Consider the following 13,708-nt stretch of genomic DNA (forward strand, 5'->3'; position numbering starts at 1 on the left):
CTTAAGCGGCTGCTGCCGGCCAGGTCATCGACCTGGCCGCATTCAATTCGAAAGGTGCATCCTTGCACCTGCGGGCGGTTAGCCCGGTACGCGGCGGATTTTCGCGCCGAGCATCTGCAGTTTCTCTTCGATGCACTCGTAACCACGGTCGATGTGGTAGATGCGGTCGATCAGGGTATCGCCTTCGGCAACCAGCGCCGACAGCACCAGGCTGGCGGATGCACGCAGGTCGGTGGCCATCACTGGGGCGCCTTTGAGCGACTTCACGCCAGTGACGATGGCAGTGTTGCCTTCGACCTGGATCTGCGCGCCCATGCGGTGCATTTCGTAAACGTGCATGAAGCGGTTTTCGAAGATGGTCTCGATCACCGCGCCAGTGCCTTCGGCAATGGCGTTCAGGGAAATGAACTGCGCCTGCATGTCGGTCGGGAACGCCGGGTACGGGGCGGTACGCAGGTTGACGGCCTTTGGCCGCTTGCCATGCATGTCCAGCTCGATCCAGTCGTCGCCGGTGTTGATGTCGGCACCGGCTTCCTTGAGTTTTTCCAGCACGGCTTCAAGGATGGTCGGGTCGGTGTCCTTGACCTTGACGCGGCCACCGGTCACGGCAGCAGCAACCAGGTAGGTACCGGTCTCGATGCGGTCCGGCATCACGCGGTAGCTGGCCGAGTGCAGGCGCTCGACGCCATCGATGGTGATGGTGTCGGTACCGGCGCCCTGGACGTTGCCGCCCATGGCATTGATGAAGTTGGCCAGGTCGACCACTTCAGGTTCGCGCGCGGCGTTCTGCAACACGCTGCGCCCCTTGGCCAGGGCAGCGGCCATCATGATGTTCTCGGTACCGGTCACGCTGACGGTGTCGAAGAAGAAGTGCGCGCCGCGCAGGCCACCTTCAGGCGCCTTGGCCTTGATGTAGCCACCTTCCACTTCGATCTTCGCGCCCATGGCCTCGAGGCCACGGATGTGCAGGTCGACCGGGCGCGAACCGATGGCGCAACCGCCGGGCAGGGCCACTTCGGCTTCGCCGAAACGTGCGACCATCGGGCCCAGTACCAGGATCGAGGCGCGCATGGTCTTGACCAGCTCGTAAGGCGCGACCAGGGTCTTGATGGTGCGCGGGTCGATTTCCACCGACAGCTTTTCGTCGATCACAGGCTCGATGCCCATGCGGCCGAACAGCTCGATCATGGTGGTGATGTCGTGCAGGTGTGGCAGGTTGCCCACGGTGACCGGGCCATCGGCCAGCAGGGTCGCCGCCAGAATCGGCAGGGCTGCGTTCTTCGCGCCCGAAATGCGGATCTCGCCGTCAAGGCGAGCGCCGCCAGTAATAATCAGTTTGTCCATTGGAGTCTCGCCGCCAAGTTGGCTCAGGTGCGCTCAGCCCAGGCTGCGCTGCTGAAAAATTTCATGGTTACCGCATGGATGCTGCCATTGGCGATCCACGGGTTCAGGTGAGCATAGATCGCCTGCTGACGTTTGACCGGGCTCAGGCCAGCCAACTCGTCGCTGATCACGTTCAACTGGAAGTTGCAGCCTTCGCCTTCAACTTCGACCCGGGAACCGGGCAATTTCTCTTCAAGGAAGCTTTTAACTTCTAGGGCCTGCATGCTCAACCTCAATCGGCGCCCGATGCGCACGGGTCGGCCATCATACAAAAAAGCCCCTCGCCTGCGAAGCCCAACGAGGGCTTCGCTGACCGAGGGGCCATCATCCGTGCCGGGCCATCAGGTTGCCAGCACTTCATCAAGGTCATAGACCTCGGCAATTTCCCGCATGTCTTCGGGCATGCCACGCACTTCGCACGCCTTGCCGGTAGCCTGAGCATCGCGAATGTACGCCAGCAACAGCGACAGGCCGACGCTCGACGACTTTTCGACAGCCGAGCAATCCAGCACCAGGCGTGGCTCGCGCGAACCGTCGATCAGCGCCTTGCCTTGCTTGCGCAGGGCCGGGCCGCTGCGGTAGTCCAGCACCCCGGCCAGGCGCAGCACGCCCGGCTCGGCCATGCTCACAGCAGCATCACTCATTTGACGGTCTTCTCCGGAGAGCTGTCGGCTGCCTGCTTGGCCTTGGCCACTTCGCCGGCCCAGCCGTCGATGGTCTTGTCCAGGTTGTTGCCGTTGCGCTGCATGGCATCGGCGAACTGGTCACGGAACAGCTTGCCGATGTTGATACCGTTGACAATGACGTTACGTACCTTCCACTCGCCACCGATGTTTTCCAGGGTGTATTGCACCGGGTACACGGCACCGTTGTTGCCGGTGACCTTCATGCCGACGCTGGCGCGCTTGCCGTCATCGGCCTTGGCCGGGTCGACGACAATGCCCTGGTTGTTGTATTCGAGCAGCGCGTTGCCATAGAACTGCATCAGGCTGCGCTTGAAGTTTTCCTGGAAGCGCTGCATCTGCTCCGGGGTGGCCTTGCGCGAGTACTTGACGGTCATGATGCTGCGGGAAATACCGTCTGCGTCCACCACCGGCCCAAGAATGCGGTTCAGCGATTCATAGAAGGCGTTGGGGTTGGACTTGTACTGCTCCTTGTTGGCCTTGAGGTCGCCGAGCAGTTCATTGGTGGTGCCCTGGACCACATCGTGCGGTGTCTGCGCAGCCATGGTCAGCAAGGGGAAGGCCGCCAGCAGGACCAGCAAGCCACGTCGCAGGATCGAAATCATGGAAACTCCTTAATTAGCCGGTTGCGCTTCTTTCGGTTCCTTGCCAACAGAGTTGAGCAGGAACTTGCCAATCAGATCTTCCAGCACCAGTGCCGACTGGGTGTCGTGGATGGTCGCCCCGTCCTTGAGCACTTCGTCTTCACCGCCCACGCTGATGCCGATGTACTTCTCGCCAAGCAAACCGGCGGTCAGGATCGAGGCAGTGGAGTCGGTCGGCAGGTTGTCCACCGACTTGTCCAGCTGCAGCGTCACCCGACCGGTGTAGGAATCACGGTCCAGATCGATGGCGGTAACCTTGCCGATGGTCACACCGGCCATGGTCACTTTAGCTCTGACCGTCAAACCAGCGATATTGTCGAAGTAGGCATAAACTTTATAGGTATCGCTGCTCGGGCTGGCCGACAGCCCGCTGACACGCAGGGCCAGCAGCAGCAGCGCCAGGATCCCGGCCAGGAGGAACAGGCCGACACCGATTTCCAGGGTGCGGTTTTGCATCAGAAATCTCCAAACATCAAGGCGGTCAGAATAAAGTCCAGACCCAGCACTGCCAACGAGGCATAGACCACGGTCTTGGTGGTGGCACGGCTGATCCCCTCTGAGGTGGGCTCACAGTCGTACCCCTGGAATACGGCAATCCAGGTTGTGACGAAGGCAAACACCAGGCTCTTGACCAGCCCGTTGAGCACGTCGTCAGTGAAAGAAACACTGTTCTGCATGTTGGCCCAGAACGAGCCCTCGTAGACGCCCAGCCAGTCCACGGCCACCCACGAGCCGCCCCAGATACCGACCACGCTGAAGATCAGCGCCAGCAGCGGCAGCGAGATGAAGCCGGCCCACAGGCGCGGCGCGACGATGTACTTGAGCGGGTCGACGCCGATCATTTCCAGGCTCGACAGCTGCTCGGTGGACTTCATGTTGCCGATTTCGGCGGTCAGCGCGGAACCTGCACGGCCGGCGAACAGCAACGCCGTTACCACCGGGCCGAGCTCACGCAGCAGGGTCAGGGCAACCATCTGCCCCACCGCCTGCTCCGAACCGTACTTGGTCAGGATGCTGTAGCCCTGCAGCGCCAGCACCATGCCGATGAACACCCCGGACACGACAACGATCGCCAGCGACAGCACGCCTACCGAGTACAGCTGCTTGGTCAGCAGCTGGAAGCCACCGCCGATGCCGCCACGGCCGACCAGCGCATGGAACAGGAACAGGCAGGAGCGCCCCAGTACCGCCAGCACGTCGATTGCCGAACGCCCCAGCAGGCGGACACGTTCGAGTAAGGATTTTCTGCGCATCAACGCGCTCCCAGCAGGTCGGCGCGGTAGTCAGGCGCAGGAAAGTGGAAGGGTACCGGGCCGTCCGGGTCGCCCTTCATGAACTGGCGAATGCGAGGGTTGTCCGAGCCCATCAGCTCGTCGGGCGTCCCCTGGCCCAGCACCTGGCCGTCGCCTACCACGTAGATGTAGTCGGCGATGCTGGCGGTTTCCGCCAGGTCGTGGGAAACGACGATGCTGGTAATGCCCAAGGCATCGTTGAGCAGGCGAATCAGGCGCACCAGTACGCCCATGGCGATCGGGTCCTGGCCGACGAACGGTTCGTCGTACATGAGGATCTGTGGGTCCAGGGCAATTGCCCGGGCCAGCGCCACACGGCGCTTCATGCCACCGGACAACTCGTCCGGCATCAGGTCGATGGCACCACGCAGGCCCACGGCCTGCAACTTCATCAGCACGATGTCGCGGATCATTTCGTCCGACAGCTGGGTGTGCACGCGCAGCGGGAATGCGACGTTCTCGAACACGTCGAGGTCGGTGAACAGCGCGCCGCTCTGAAACAGCACGCCCATCTGTTTGCGGGCGTCGAACAGGTCGCTGCGCGACAGCGTCGGCAGGTTCTGGCCAGCAACCCATACCTCACCACCGGAGGGGCGCAGTTGCGCACCCATCAGGCGGAGCAACGTGGTCTTGCCGCAACCCGATGGTCCCATGATGCCGGTGACCTTGCCGCGCGGGATGCGAATGTCGACGTTGCTGAAAATGCTGCGCGAACCGCGTTTGAAGGTAAGCCCCTTCAACTCGACCGCGTAGGCGCTATCCACACTCATCTAGACTCCTTGCTAGTGCAGCCTCGTCCTAGTGGACGCCGGCCTCCATCAGGAAGGCACAAGCGCCCCCGGCAGGCCGAATCGCGGCGAACTATAGCACCGCTGACGGCGCCGCCCCAAGGCCGGACAAGCAGTCGTTCAGCCCTGTGACAGGCTTTGATGACATTGGCTACAGCAATCGAAGGGTGAGGGTTTTCGTCATTACGCGTATAATCGCGACCTTTTCATCATGCATTGATTACTCGACATGAGCCAATCCAGCGAGCTGATCCAATCCGCCCAACGCACTTTACGCCTGGAACTCGAGGCCGTAGAGGGCCTGCTGGCGCGCATCGACGACAGTTTCGTCAACGCCTGCGAACTGATCCTGGCCAGCAAGGGCCGGGTGGTCGTGGTCGGCATGGGCAAGTCCGGGCATATCGGCAACAAGATCGCCGCCACCCTGGCCAGCACCGGTACGCCGGCGTTTTTCGTGCACCCGGCTGAAGCCAGCCATGGCGACATGGGCATGATCACCCGCGATGATGTCATCCTTGCCCTTTCCAACTCCGGCAGCACAGCCGAAATCGTCACCCTGCTGCCACTGATCAAGCGCCTGGGCATCAAGCTGGTCAGCCTGACCGGCAACCCGGACTCGCCCCTGGCCCAGGCCGCCGAGGTCAACCTCGACGCCCGCGTCGAGCAAGAGGCCTGCCCGCTGAACCTCGCACCCACCTCCTCCACCACGGCATCGCTGGTGCTGGGCGACTGCCTGGCCATCGCCCTGCTCGAAGCCCGCGGTTTCACCGCCGAAGACTTTGCCTTCTCGCACCCGGGCGGTGCACTGGGCCGTCGCCTGTTGCTCAAGGTCGAAAACGTGATGCACAGCGGCGACGAGCTACCCCAGGTAGCCCGCGGCACCCTGCTCAAGGATGCGCTGTTTGAAATGTCCCGCAAAGGTTTGGGCATGACCGTGATCGTCGAAGCCGACGGCACGCTGGCCGGGATCTTCACCGACGGCGACCTGCGCCGCAGCCTGGACCGCAACATCGACGTACACACTACCCTGATCGATCAGGTCATGACCGTGCACGGCAAAACGGCCCGCGCCGAAATGCTCGCTGCCGAAGCCCTGAAGATCATGGAAGACCACAAGATCAACGCACTGGTGGTGGTGGACCGCGAGGACCGCCCGACCGGTGCCCTGAACATGCACGACCTGCTGCGCGCCGGTGTAATGTAAGGAGCGATGGAATGAACCAGGACCTCATGCAACGCGGCAAAGCCATCAAGCTGGCAGTGTTCGATGTGGACGGCGTGCTCACCGACGGGCGCCTGTACTTCCTCGAAGACGGCAGCGAGTTCAAGGCCTTCAACACCCTCGACGGCCAAGGCATCAAGATGCTCATGGCCTCGGGCGTGACCACCGCGATCATCAGCGGGCGCAAAACCCCTGTGGTCGAGCGCCGGGCGAAAAACCTCGGTATCCCGCACCTGTACCAGGGCCGCGAGGACAAATTGGTCGTGCTTGACGGCCTGCTCGCCGAACTGGGCCTAGGCTATGATCAAGTGGCCTACCTGGGCGATGACCTGCCCGACCTGCCGGTCATTCGCCAGGTAGCATTGGGCATGGCCGTGGCCAACGCCGCACCGTTTGTTCGCCAGCACGCCCATGGCGTGACCCAGGCACGCGGCGGCGAAGGCGCTGCCCGTGAATTTTGCGAACTGATCATGCAGGCCCAGGGCACCCTGGACGCTGCCAACGCCAATTACCTGTAAGGCTGCCCATGTTCAGCAAGAAAGCCCGCAATATTGCGCTGCTAGCAGTGATCGCCGCCCTGGTGGCTGCGGTCGGCTACTGGAATGTCAGCCCGGAAAGCTTCCTCGACAAGCCAGTGGCCCAGGTCGACGAAAGCGCCATCGACTACTATGCGATCAACGCCCACAGTGTGCAGTTCCTGCCTGATGGCAAGCTGCAGTACGAAATGACCGCCGACAAGGTCGAGCACCTCAAGGCCAGCGAAATCACGTTGTTGACGACGCCTGACCTGCACCTGTACCGCGGCACCGAATACCCGTGGCACGTGCAGAGCACCCGCGCCGAGGTCAACCCGGACGGCACCGAGGTCGAACTGATCGACAAGGTACGGATTGCCCGCACCGACGAAAAACAGCGTGAAACCATTATTACCAGCTCACGCATGACGGTGTTCCCGCAGAAGCAATATGCGCAGACCGAGCAAGCCGTTAGAATCGACGGCGCCGGTGGCACGACTACAGGCAAAGGAATGAAAGCGTATTTGAAAGAAAGCAGGATGGACCTGCTCTCTAACGTAAGAGGACAGTATGAGGCTCGTTAAAACCCTCCCCCTTTTGCTCAGCCTGAGCGCAGCACTGGGAAGCGCGAGCGCCTTCGCACTGCCAAATGACCGTGATCAGCCGATCCGCATCCAGGCCGACCAGGCCCACCTGGATGACAAGCAAGGCGTAGCCACCTACACCGGCGACGTGGTCATTACTCAGGGCTCGATGATGATCAAAGGCAACACCGTCACCATCACCCGCTCCGCTTCCGGCGACATCGATGTGGTGACTTCGGTGGGCAACCTGGCCTACTTCGAGCAGCAACAAAGCGCGGCCAAACCAGACAAGATGAAAGGCTGGGGCGTGACCATTCAGTACCAGGCACTGAAAGACCTGGTGATTCTCACTGACCGCGCCAAGGTCGAGAGCGAAGGCAACACCACCGAAGGCGAGAAGATCGTCTACAACACCCAGACCCAGGTGGCGACCGCCGGTCGTGGTGGCAACGTGACTACACCGCGTCAGCGTATCGACATGGTGATCCAGCCCAAGAAGAAGGCCGAGTAAATGGCAACCCTCAAAGCCCAGCACCTGGCCAAGAGCTACAAGGGGCGGCAGGTCGTACGTGATGTCAGCCTGTCGATCGACAGTGGCCAGATCGTCGGCCTGCTCGGCCCCAACGGCGCCGGCAAGACCACCTGCTTCTACATGATTGTCGGGCTGGTCCAGGCCGAGCAGGGGCGCGTGCTCATCGACAACCTCGATGTCAGTCACCAGCCCATGCACGGCCGCGCCCGTGCTGGTATCGGCTACCTGCCGCAGGAAGCCTCGATCTTCCGCAAGCTGTCGGTGGCCGACAACATCATGGCCATCCTCGAGACCCGCAAGGACCTCGACCGCGACGGCCGCCGCAAGGAACTGGAAAGCCTGCTGCAGGAGTTCCACATCAGCCACATTCGCGACAACCTCGGCATGAGCCTGTCCGGTGGTGAACGCCGCCGCGTCGAGATTGCCCGCGCCCTGGCGACCGCACCCAAGTTCATCCTGCTGGACGAACCATTCGCCGGTGTCGACCCGATCTCGGTCGGCGACATCAAGCAGATCATCCACCACCTCAAGGCCAAGGGTATCGGTGTGCTGATCACCGACCACAACGTGCGCGAGACCCTGGATATCTGCGAAACCGCCTATATCGTCAATGATGGCCGGCTGATCGCCGAAGGCGACGCCGAAACCATCCTGGCCAACGACCTGGTCAAAGAAGTTTACCTGGGTCACGAGTTCCGGCTCTGACCCCGGCATGCGCCTGGAGCACTGGCAAATAGCCGTGAAACCGCGGGTAAAGTTGTTACGGTGCTCTAGGCAAACGCTACAATTTAAGGCATAAAACTTGCTTGATCTGGCGCCCAGGCGCCCTCGTGTAGTGGATGGCGCGTGCGCGCCGGCGAACAAGGTACCAAGCCCCTGCCATGAAACCATCGCTCGTCCTAAAAATGGGCCAGCAACTGACGATGACACCTCAGTTGCAACAGGCCATCCGTCTGCTCCAGCTTTCCACCCTGGACCTCCAACAGGAAATCCAGGAAGCGCTGGAGTCGAACCCGATGCTCGAACGTCAGGAAGACGGCGAGGACTTCGACAACAGCGACCCGATGGCGGACAACGCCGAGAACAAGCCGGCAGCCGAAGCCCAGGACAACAGCTTCCAGGAAAGCACCGTCAGTGCCGACAACCTGGAAGACGGTGAGTGGGGCGAGCGCATCCCCAACGAGCTTCCGGTCGACACCGCCTGGGAAGACATCTACCAGACCAGCGCCAGCAGCCTGCCGAGCAACGATGACGACGAGTGGGACTTCACCACCCGCACATCGGCCGGCGAAAGCCTGCAAAGCCACCTGCTGTGGCAACTGAACCTGGCGCCGATGTCCGACACCGACCGCCTGATCGCCGTTACCCTCATCGACAGCATCAACGGCCAGGGCTACCTGGAAGACACCCTTGAGGAAATCTGCGCCGGTTTCGACCCGGAGCTGGATATCGAGCTGGACGAGGTCGAAGCGGTGCTGCACCGCATCCAGCAGTTCGAACCGGCCGGCGTCGGCGCCCGCAACCTGGGTGAATGCCTGCTGCTGCAACTGCGCCAGCTACCTGCCAATACCCCGTGGATGACCGAAGCCAAGCGCCTGGTCACCGATTTCATCGACCTGCTCGGCAGCCGTGACTACAGCCAGCTGATGCGGCGCATGAAAATCAAGGAAGACGAGCTGCGCCAGGTCATCGAGCTGGTACAAAGCCTCAACCCGCGCCCAGGTTCGCAGATCGAGTCCAGCGAGCCCGAGTACGTGGTGCCCGACGTCATCGTGCGCAAAGACAGCGACCGCTGGCTGGTGGAGCTGAACCAGGAAGCCATCCCGCGCCTGCGGGTCAACCCGCAATACGCAGGCTTTGTGCGCCGCGCCGACACCAGTGCCGACAACACCTTCATGCGCAACCAGTTGCAGGAAGCGCGCTGGTTCATCAAGAGCCTGCAAAGCCGCAACGAAACGCTGATGAAGGTTGCCACGCAGATCGTCGAGCACCAGCGCGGTTTCCTCGACCATGGTGACGAGGCGATGAAACCGCTGGTGCTGCACGACATCGCCGAAGCGGTGGGGATGCACGAGTCGACCATCTCTCGGGTTACCACGCAGAAATACATGCATACACCGCGTGGCATCTACGAACTGAAATACTTTTTCTCCAGCCACGTCAGCACCTCCGAAGGCGGAGAATGCTCGTCCACGGCGATCCGCGCGATCATCAAGAAACTTGTTGCAGCGGAAAATCAGAAAAAGCCATTGAGTGACAGCAAGATCGCTGGTTTACTGGAGGCACAAGGCATCCAGGTAGCCCGTCGCACCGTCGCCAAGTACCGCGAGTCCCTCGGCATCGCACCGTCGAGCGAGCGCAAGCGACTGATGTAGCCCCTGAGATGTGCCACAGCGTTTGTGGGGCAGGTGCAAGACCTGCCTCTTTATGCACGGGCAATAAAGGAGAAGCTGTATGCAAGTCAATATCAGTGGACAGCATGTAGAAGTCACCCAGCCACTGCGCGATTACGTGCTTGAAAAGCTCGCCCGCGTGGAAAGTCACTTCGACAAGATCACCAACGTGCAGGTCATCATGAAAGTCGAGAAGCTGCAGCAGAAGGTCGAAGCGACCCTGCAGATTCCTGGCGGTGAAGTGGTTGCCAATGCCGAAGACCAAGACATGTATGCAGCAATCGACGCCTTGGCCGACAAGCTCGACCGCCAACTGAAAAAACACAAGGAAAAACAGCAAAGCCTGCTGCAAGGTGCAGCTGCCCGCTGATCCCCCTCATCCATGATCCGACTTGAAACCATCCTGACCCCCGGCCGTTCCCTCGTGAACGTGCCGGGCGGCAGTAAGAAGCGCGCCCTTGAAAAGGTCGCCACCGTCATCGCCGAACAAGTGCCAGAGCTGGAGATGCAAGACGTCTTCGAAAAACTGGTCGCCCGGGAAAAACTCGGCTCGACCGGTTTCGGCAATGGCATCGCCATCCCCCACTGCCGGCTTGAAGGATGTTCCGCCCCGGTCAGCGCCCTGCTGCACCTCGAAGCCCCTATCGATTACGACGCCATCGATGGCGCGCCTGTGGACCTGCTGTTCGTCCTGCTGGTGCCTGAAGCTGCCACCGATGCGCATCTGGAACTGCTGCGCCAGATTGCCAGCATGCTCGATCGCAAGGAGGTTCGTGATCGCTTGCGTGCCGCCAGCAGTAACGAGGCCCTGTTCCAGGTTGTCCTGGACGTACAGAACGAGCACTGAACATGCGCCTGATCATTGTCAGCGGCCGGTCCGGCTCCGGCAAGAGCACCGCCCTCGATGTCCTGGAAGACAACGGTTTCTATTGCATTGACAACCTGCCCGCCGGGCTGCTGCCGGAGCTGGCGGAAGAGGCGCTGATCAACACCGAACTGCTGCAACCGAAGGTTGCCGTGTCGATTGACGCACGTAACCTCCCCAGCCACCTGACGCGCTTCCCCGAATTGCTCGAAGAAGCCCGCGCGCGCAACATCCAGTGCGATGTGCTGTTCCTGGATGCTGACGAAGACATGCTGCTCAAGCGCTTCTCGGAAACCCGCCGACGCCACCCACTGACCAATGCCAACCGCTCGCTGGCCGAGGCGATTCGCGTCGAGAGCGAGCTTTTGGGCCCGATCGCCGACCTGGCCGACCTGAAGATCGACACCACCAACCTGAACCTGTATCAGCTGCGTGATTCGATCAAGCTGCGCCTGCTTAACCAACCCGAGCCTGGCACTGCGTTCCTGATCGAGTCCTTCGGTTTCAAGCGCGGCATGCCGGTGGATGCGGACCTGGTGTTCGATGTGCGCTGCTTGCCCAACCCTTACTGGAAGGCCGAGCTGCGCGAGCACTCCGGCCTCGAACAGCCGGTAATCGACTACCTGGGCGCACAACCGGATGTCGAAGACATGTTCAACGACATTTCCAGCTACCTGCTCAAGTGGCTGCCCCGCTTCGCCGCCAGCAACCGCGCCTATGTCACCATTGCCATCGGCTGCACCGGCGGCCACCACCGCTCGGTGTACATCACCGAGCGCCTTGGCCAGTTGCTGCAGCAATCCCTGAAAAACGTCCAGGTCCGCCACCGCGACCTCTAGCCCAAGGATCCGCCCCACGATGCCCGCCCGCGAAATCACCATTATCAACAAGCTGGGCCTGCATGCCCGGGCGGCAGCCAAGTTCGTCGGCGTGGCGGGCCGCTTCCCCTGCCAGGTGCGCGTTGGCCGCGCGCCAGACAAGCTGGTGGATGGCAAGAGCATCATGGCGGTGATGATGCTGGCGGCCGGCAAAGGCACCCAGGTGCACCTGCATACCGAAGGCGAGCAGGACAACGACGCCATGGATGCGCTGGTCGAGCTGATCAACAACTTCTTCGACGAAGGCGAATAAAAGCCAGCACGATCCTTGTAGGAGCGGCCTTGCGTCGCGACAGGGCTGCAAAGCAGCCCCAGGATTTGAGCAACAAGGCACAAGTTGCCGGGGCCGCTTTGCGGCCCTATCGCGACACAAGGCCGCTCCCACAGGGAACGCGCAAACCTGATAATGAATCACGACATCGCTGTATCCATCACCATCATCAGGCAGAAGCCAATACATAGCCCCAGGCTGGCCAGACGATGATGGCCGTTGCTGCGCGATTCCGGGATGATCTCCTGGGTCACCACCAGCAGCATCGCCCCCGCCGCGCAGGCCAGACCCAGCGGCAGCAGCAGTTCGGCGACGTTTACCAGCCAGGCGCAAATCACTGCGGCCACCGGTTCGACCAAACCTGACGCTGCGCCGATCAGGAAGGCTTTGAAGCGCGCCATGCCCGCCCCGGCCAGCACCAGCGCAATCACCAGCCCCTCAGGCACGTCCTGCAACGCAATGCCCATGGCCAGGCTGTCGGCGTCGGCCATGCCACCACCGGCCGACACACCGATGGCCATGCCTTCGGGGATGTTGTGCGCAATGATGGCAATGACAAACAGCCAGATACGCGCAGCAATCACCGGCTGATTGCCGGTGCCGACCAGCGCTTCCGGGGAGGCGCCAGACACCTTGAGGTCAACCAGAAACAGGCACAGCGCACCGAACAACAAGCCAAAGCTGATCAGGCCACCCGCACCCCAAGGGCTGAAACCGATGGACTGGGCCGCGTCCAGGCCCGGAATGATCAGGGAAAACGCGGTGGCTGCCAGCATTACACCGGCGCCGAAGCCCAACAGCGTGTCGGCCAGCGCCACCGGCATGTTGCGAATGACCAGTACCGGTACCGCCCCCAGCGCCGTCCCCAGTGCGCACAATGCGCCGCCCTCCAGGGCGCGCAACATGCGTGGCTCCAGGTCCAGCCAGGCAAGGCCGCGCGCTACCAACAGCGCAGTGCCCGCCAGCAAAAGCAAAGTCCCAAGCGCCAGACGAAACAGGCGCACACTGCTGACAGACATCACTTCAGAGCGCATACCGGTCCGACTCACTTCAGGGCTTCAACGTAACGACGTTCCACTTCCGCCCAGTCAATGACGTTGTAGAAAGCACCGATGTATTCCGGACGACGGTTCTGGTACTTCAGGTAGTAGGCATGCTCCCACACGTCCAGGCCGAGGATCGGCGTATTGCCGTGCATCAGCGGGCTGTCCTGGTTACCGCTGCTTTCCACCACCAGGGTTTTCTGCGGGGTCACGCTGAGCCAGGCCCAGCCGCTGCCAAAGCGGGTCAGCGCTGCTTTGGTGAAGGCATCCTTGAAGGCATCGAAACCGCCCAGTTGCGCCGAGATGGCCTGCGCCAGCTGGCCCTGTGGCTCACCGCCGCCCTGGGGAGACATTACGGTCCAGAACAGGCTGTGGTTGGCGTGGCCGCCGCCATGGTTGGTGACCGCACCGCGCAGGTTTTCCGGCAGTTGCTTGACCGCACCGACCAGTTTTTCCACCGGCCACTCGGCCCACTCGGTGCCTTCGATGGCGGCATTGAGGCCGTTGACGTAGGTCTGATGGTGCTTGCTGTGGTGGATCTCCATGGTCTGGGCGTCGATGTGCGGCTCCAGCGCATCGTAGGCGTAAGGCAAAGCAGGCAAGGTATGGGGCATG

19 protein-coding genes are annotated in these 13,708 nt (G+C 61.7%); 10 read left to right on the plus strand and 9 right to left on the minus strand.

Features of this window, described 5'->3' with window-relative positions; translation table 11 throughout:
• Positions 1–78 precede the first annotated feature (78 nt).
• The 7 genes from murA to N805_RS17515 all read right to left on the minus strand — a co-directional run bounded on the left by murA (position 79) and on the right by N805_RS17515 (position 4,772).
• The gene (gene murA, locus N805_RS17485) at positions 79–1,344 is read right to left on the minus strand and encodes a UDP-N-acetylglucosamine 1-carboxyvinyltransferase (RefSeq protein WP_019471360.1); all 1,266 of its coding nucleotides are present in this window, start codon (positions 1,342–1,344) and stop codon (positions 79–81) included.
• A 23-nt stretch (positions 1,345–1,367) separates the two neighbouring features.
• The gene (locus N805_RS17490) at positions 1,368–1,607 is read right to left on the minus strand and encodes a BolA family protein (protein ID WP_019471361.1); all 240 of its coding nucleotides are present in this window, start codon (positions 1,605–1,607) and stop codon (positions 1,368–1,370) included.
• A 117-nt stretch (positions 1,608–1,724) separates the two neighbouring features.
• On the minus strand, positions 1,725–2,027 hold the full coding sequence (locus tag N805_RS17495; protein ID WP_019471362.1) for an STAS domain-containing protein: 303 nt from the start codon (positions 2,025–2,027) through the stop codon (positions 1,725–1,727).
• Positions 2,024–2,671 carry an MlaC/ttg2D family ABC transporter substrate-binding protein gene (locus N805_RS17500; RefSeq protein ID WP_019471363.1) on the minus strand — a complete coding sequence of 216 codons (648 nt, stop codon included), beginning with the start codon at positions 2,669–2,671 and terminating at the stop codon, positions 2,024–2,026. Before N805_RS17500 ends, N805_RS17495 begins: the two co-directional genes overlap by 4 nt.
• 9 nt (positions 2,672–2,680) lie before the next feature.
• Positions 2,681–3,166, minus strand: a complete 486-nt coding sequence (gene mlaD / locus N805_RS17505; protein WP_010952152.1) for an outer membrane lipid asymmetry maintenance protein MlaD — start codon at positions 3,164–3,166, stop codon at positions 2,681–2,683.
• A complete protein-coding gene (mlaE, locus tag N805_RS17510) occupies positions 3,166–3,963 on the minus strand; it encodes a lipid asymmetry maintenance ABC transporter permease subunit MlaE (protein WP_012270663.1) in 798 nt (265 codons plus the stop codon). The genes mlaD and mlaE overlap by 1 nt, the downstream gene beginning before the upstream one ends.
• Positions 3,963–4,772: an ATP-binding cassette domain-containing protein gene (locus N805_RS17515; RefSeq protein WP_019471364.1), complete on the minus strand. Its 810-nt coding sequence runs from the start codon at positions 4,770–4,772 to the stop codon at positions 3,963–3,965. The genes mlaE and N805_RS17515 overlap by 1 nt, the downstream gene beginning before the upstream one ends.
• Positions 4,773–5,019: 247 nt before the next feature.
• Here N805_RS17515 and N805_RS17520 point away from each other — a divergent pair, with 247 nt between their 5' ends.
• The 10 genes from N805_RS17520 to N805_RS17565 all read left to right on the plus strand — a co-directional run bounded on the left by N805_RS17520 (position 5,020) and on the right by N805_RS17565 (position 12,032).
• A complete protein-coding gene (locus tag N805_RS17520; protein WP_019471365.1) occupies positions 5,020–5,994 on the plus strand; it encodes a KpsF/GutQ family sugar-phosphate isomerase in 975 nt (324 codons plus the stop codon).
• 11 nt (positions 5,995–6,005) lie between these two features.
• Positions 6,006–6,530: a KdsC family phosphatase gene (locus N805_RS17525; protein WP_019471366.1), complete on the plus strand. Its 525-nt coding sequence runs from the start codon at positions 6,006–6,008 to the stop codon at positions 6,528–6,530.
• Positions 6,531–6,538: 8 nt separating this feature from the next.
• Positions 6,539–7,111 carry an LPS export ABC transporter periplasmic protein LptC gene (gene lptC, locus N805_RS17530; protein WP_019471367.1) on the plus strand — a complete coding sequence of 191 codons (573 nt, stop codon included), beginning with the start codon at positions 6,539–6,541 and terminating at the stop codon, positions 7,109–7,111.
• On the plus strand, positions 7,098–7,622 hold the full coding sequence (gene lptA / locus N805_RS17535; RefSeq protein ID WP_019471368.1) for a lipopolysaccharide transport periplasmic protein LptA: 525 nt from the start codon (positions 7,098–7,100) through the stop codon (positions 7,620–7,622). The genes lptC and lptA overlap by 14 nt, the downstream gene beginning before the upstream one ends.
• Positions 7,623–8,348 (plus strand): LPS export ABC transporter ATP-binding protein, encoded by a 726-nt coding sequence (gene lptB, locus N805_RS17540; RefSeq protein ID WP_003255132.1) that lies wholly within the window; start codon positions 7,623–7,625, stop codon positions 8,346–8,348.
• A gap of 176 nt (positions 8,349–8,524) precedes the next feature.
• Positions 8,525–10,018: an RNA polymerase factor sigma-54 gene (locus N805_RS17545; RefSeq protein ID WP_024717623.1), complete on the plus strand. Its 1,494-nt coding sequence runs from the start codon at positions 8,525–8,527 to the stop codon at positions 10,016–10,018.
• 79 nt (positions 10,019–10,097) lie between these two features.
• On the plus strand, positions 10,098–10,406 hold the full coding sequence (gene hpf, locus N805_RS17550) for a ribosome hibernation-promoting factor, HPF/YfiA family (RefSeq protein WP_016485037.1): 309 nt from the start codon (positions 10,098–10,100) through the stop codon (positions 10,404–10,406).
• A gap of 12 nt (positions 10,407–10,418) precedes the next feature.
• Entirely contained in the window at positions 10,419–10,883 is a 465-nt protein-coding gene (gene ptsN, locus N805_RS17555) for a PTS IIA-like nitrogen regulatory protein PtsN (protein WP_019471369.1), read from the plus strand.
• Positions 10,884–10,885: 2 nt separating this feature from the next.
• The gene (gene rapZ, locus N805_RS17560) at positions 10,886–11,740 is read left to right on the plus strand and encodes an RNase adapter RapZ (protein ID WP_019471370.1); all 855 of its coding nucleotides are present in this window, start codon (positions 10,886–10,888) and stop codon (positions 11,738–11,740) included.
• Between the two features lie 19 nt (positions 11,741–11,759).
• Entirely contained in the window at positions 11,760–12,032 is a 273-nt protein-coding gene (locus N805_RS17565; RefSeq protein ID WP_003255140.1) for an HPr family phosphocarrier protein, read from the plus strand.
• A 158-nt stretch (positions 12,033–12,190) separates the two neighbouring features.
• Here the strand turns inward: N805_RS17565 and N805_RS17570 are convergent, their stop codons facing one another.
• Positions 12,191–13,084, minus strand: a complete 894-nt coding sequence (locus N805_RS17570; protein ID WP_019471371.1) for a ZIP family metal transporter — start codon at positions 13,082–13,084, stop codon at positions 12,191–12,193.
• A gap of 11 nt (positions 13,085–13,095) precedes the next feature.
• Positions 13,096–13,707, minus strand: coding sequence for a superoxide dismutase (locus tag N805_RS17575; protein ID WP_019471372.1), 612 nt, complete (start codon positions 13,705–13,707; stop codon positions 13,096–13,098).
• Between the last annotated feature and the right edge of the window lies 1 nt (position 13,708).

It is taken from the genome of Pseudomonas putida S13.1.2 (assembly GCF_000498395.2).
Lineage (GTDB): Bacteria > Pseudomonadota > Gammaproteobacteria > Pseudomonadales > Pseudomonadaceae > Aquipseudomonas > Aquipseudomonas putida_Q.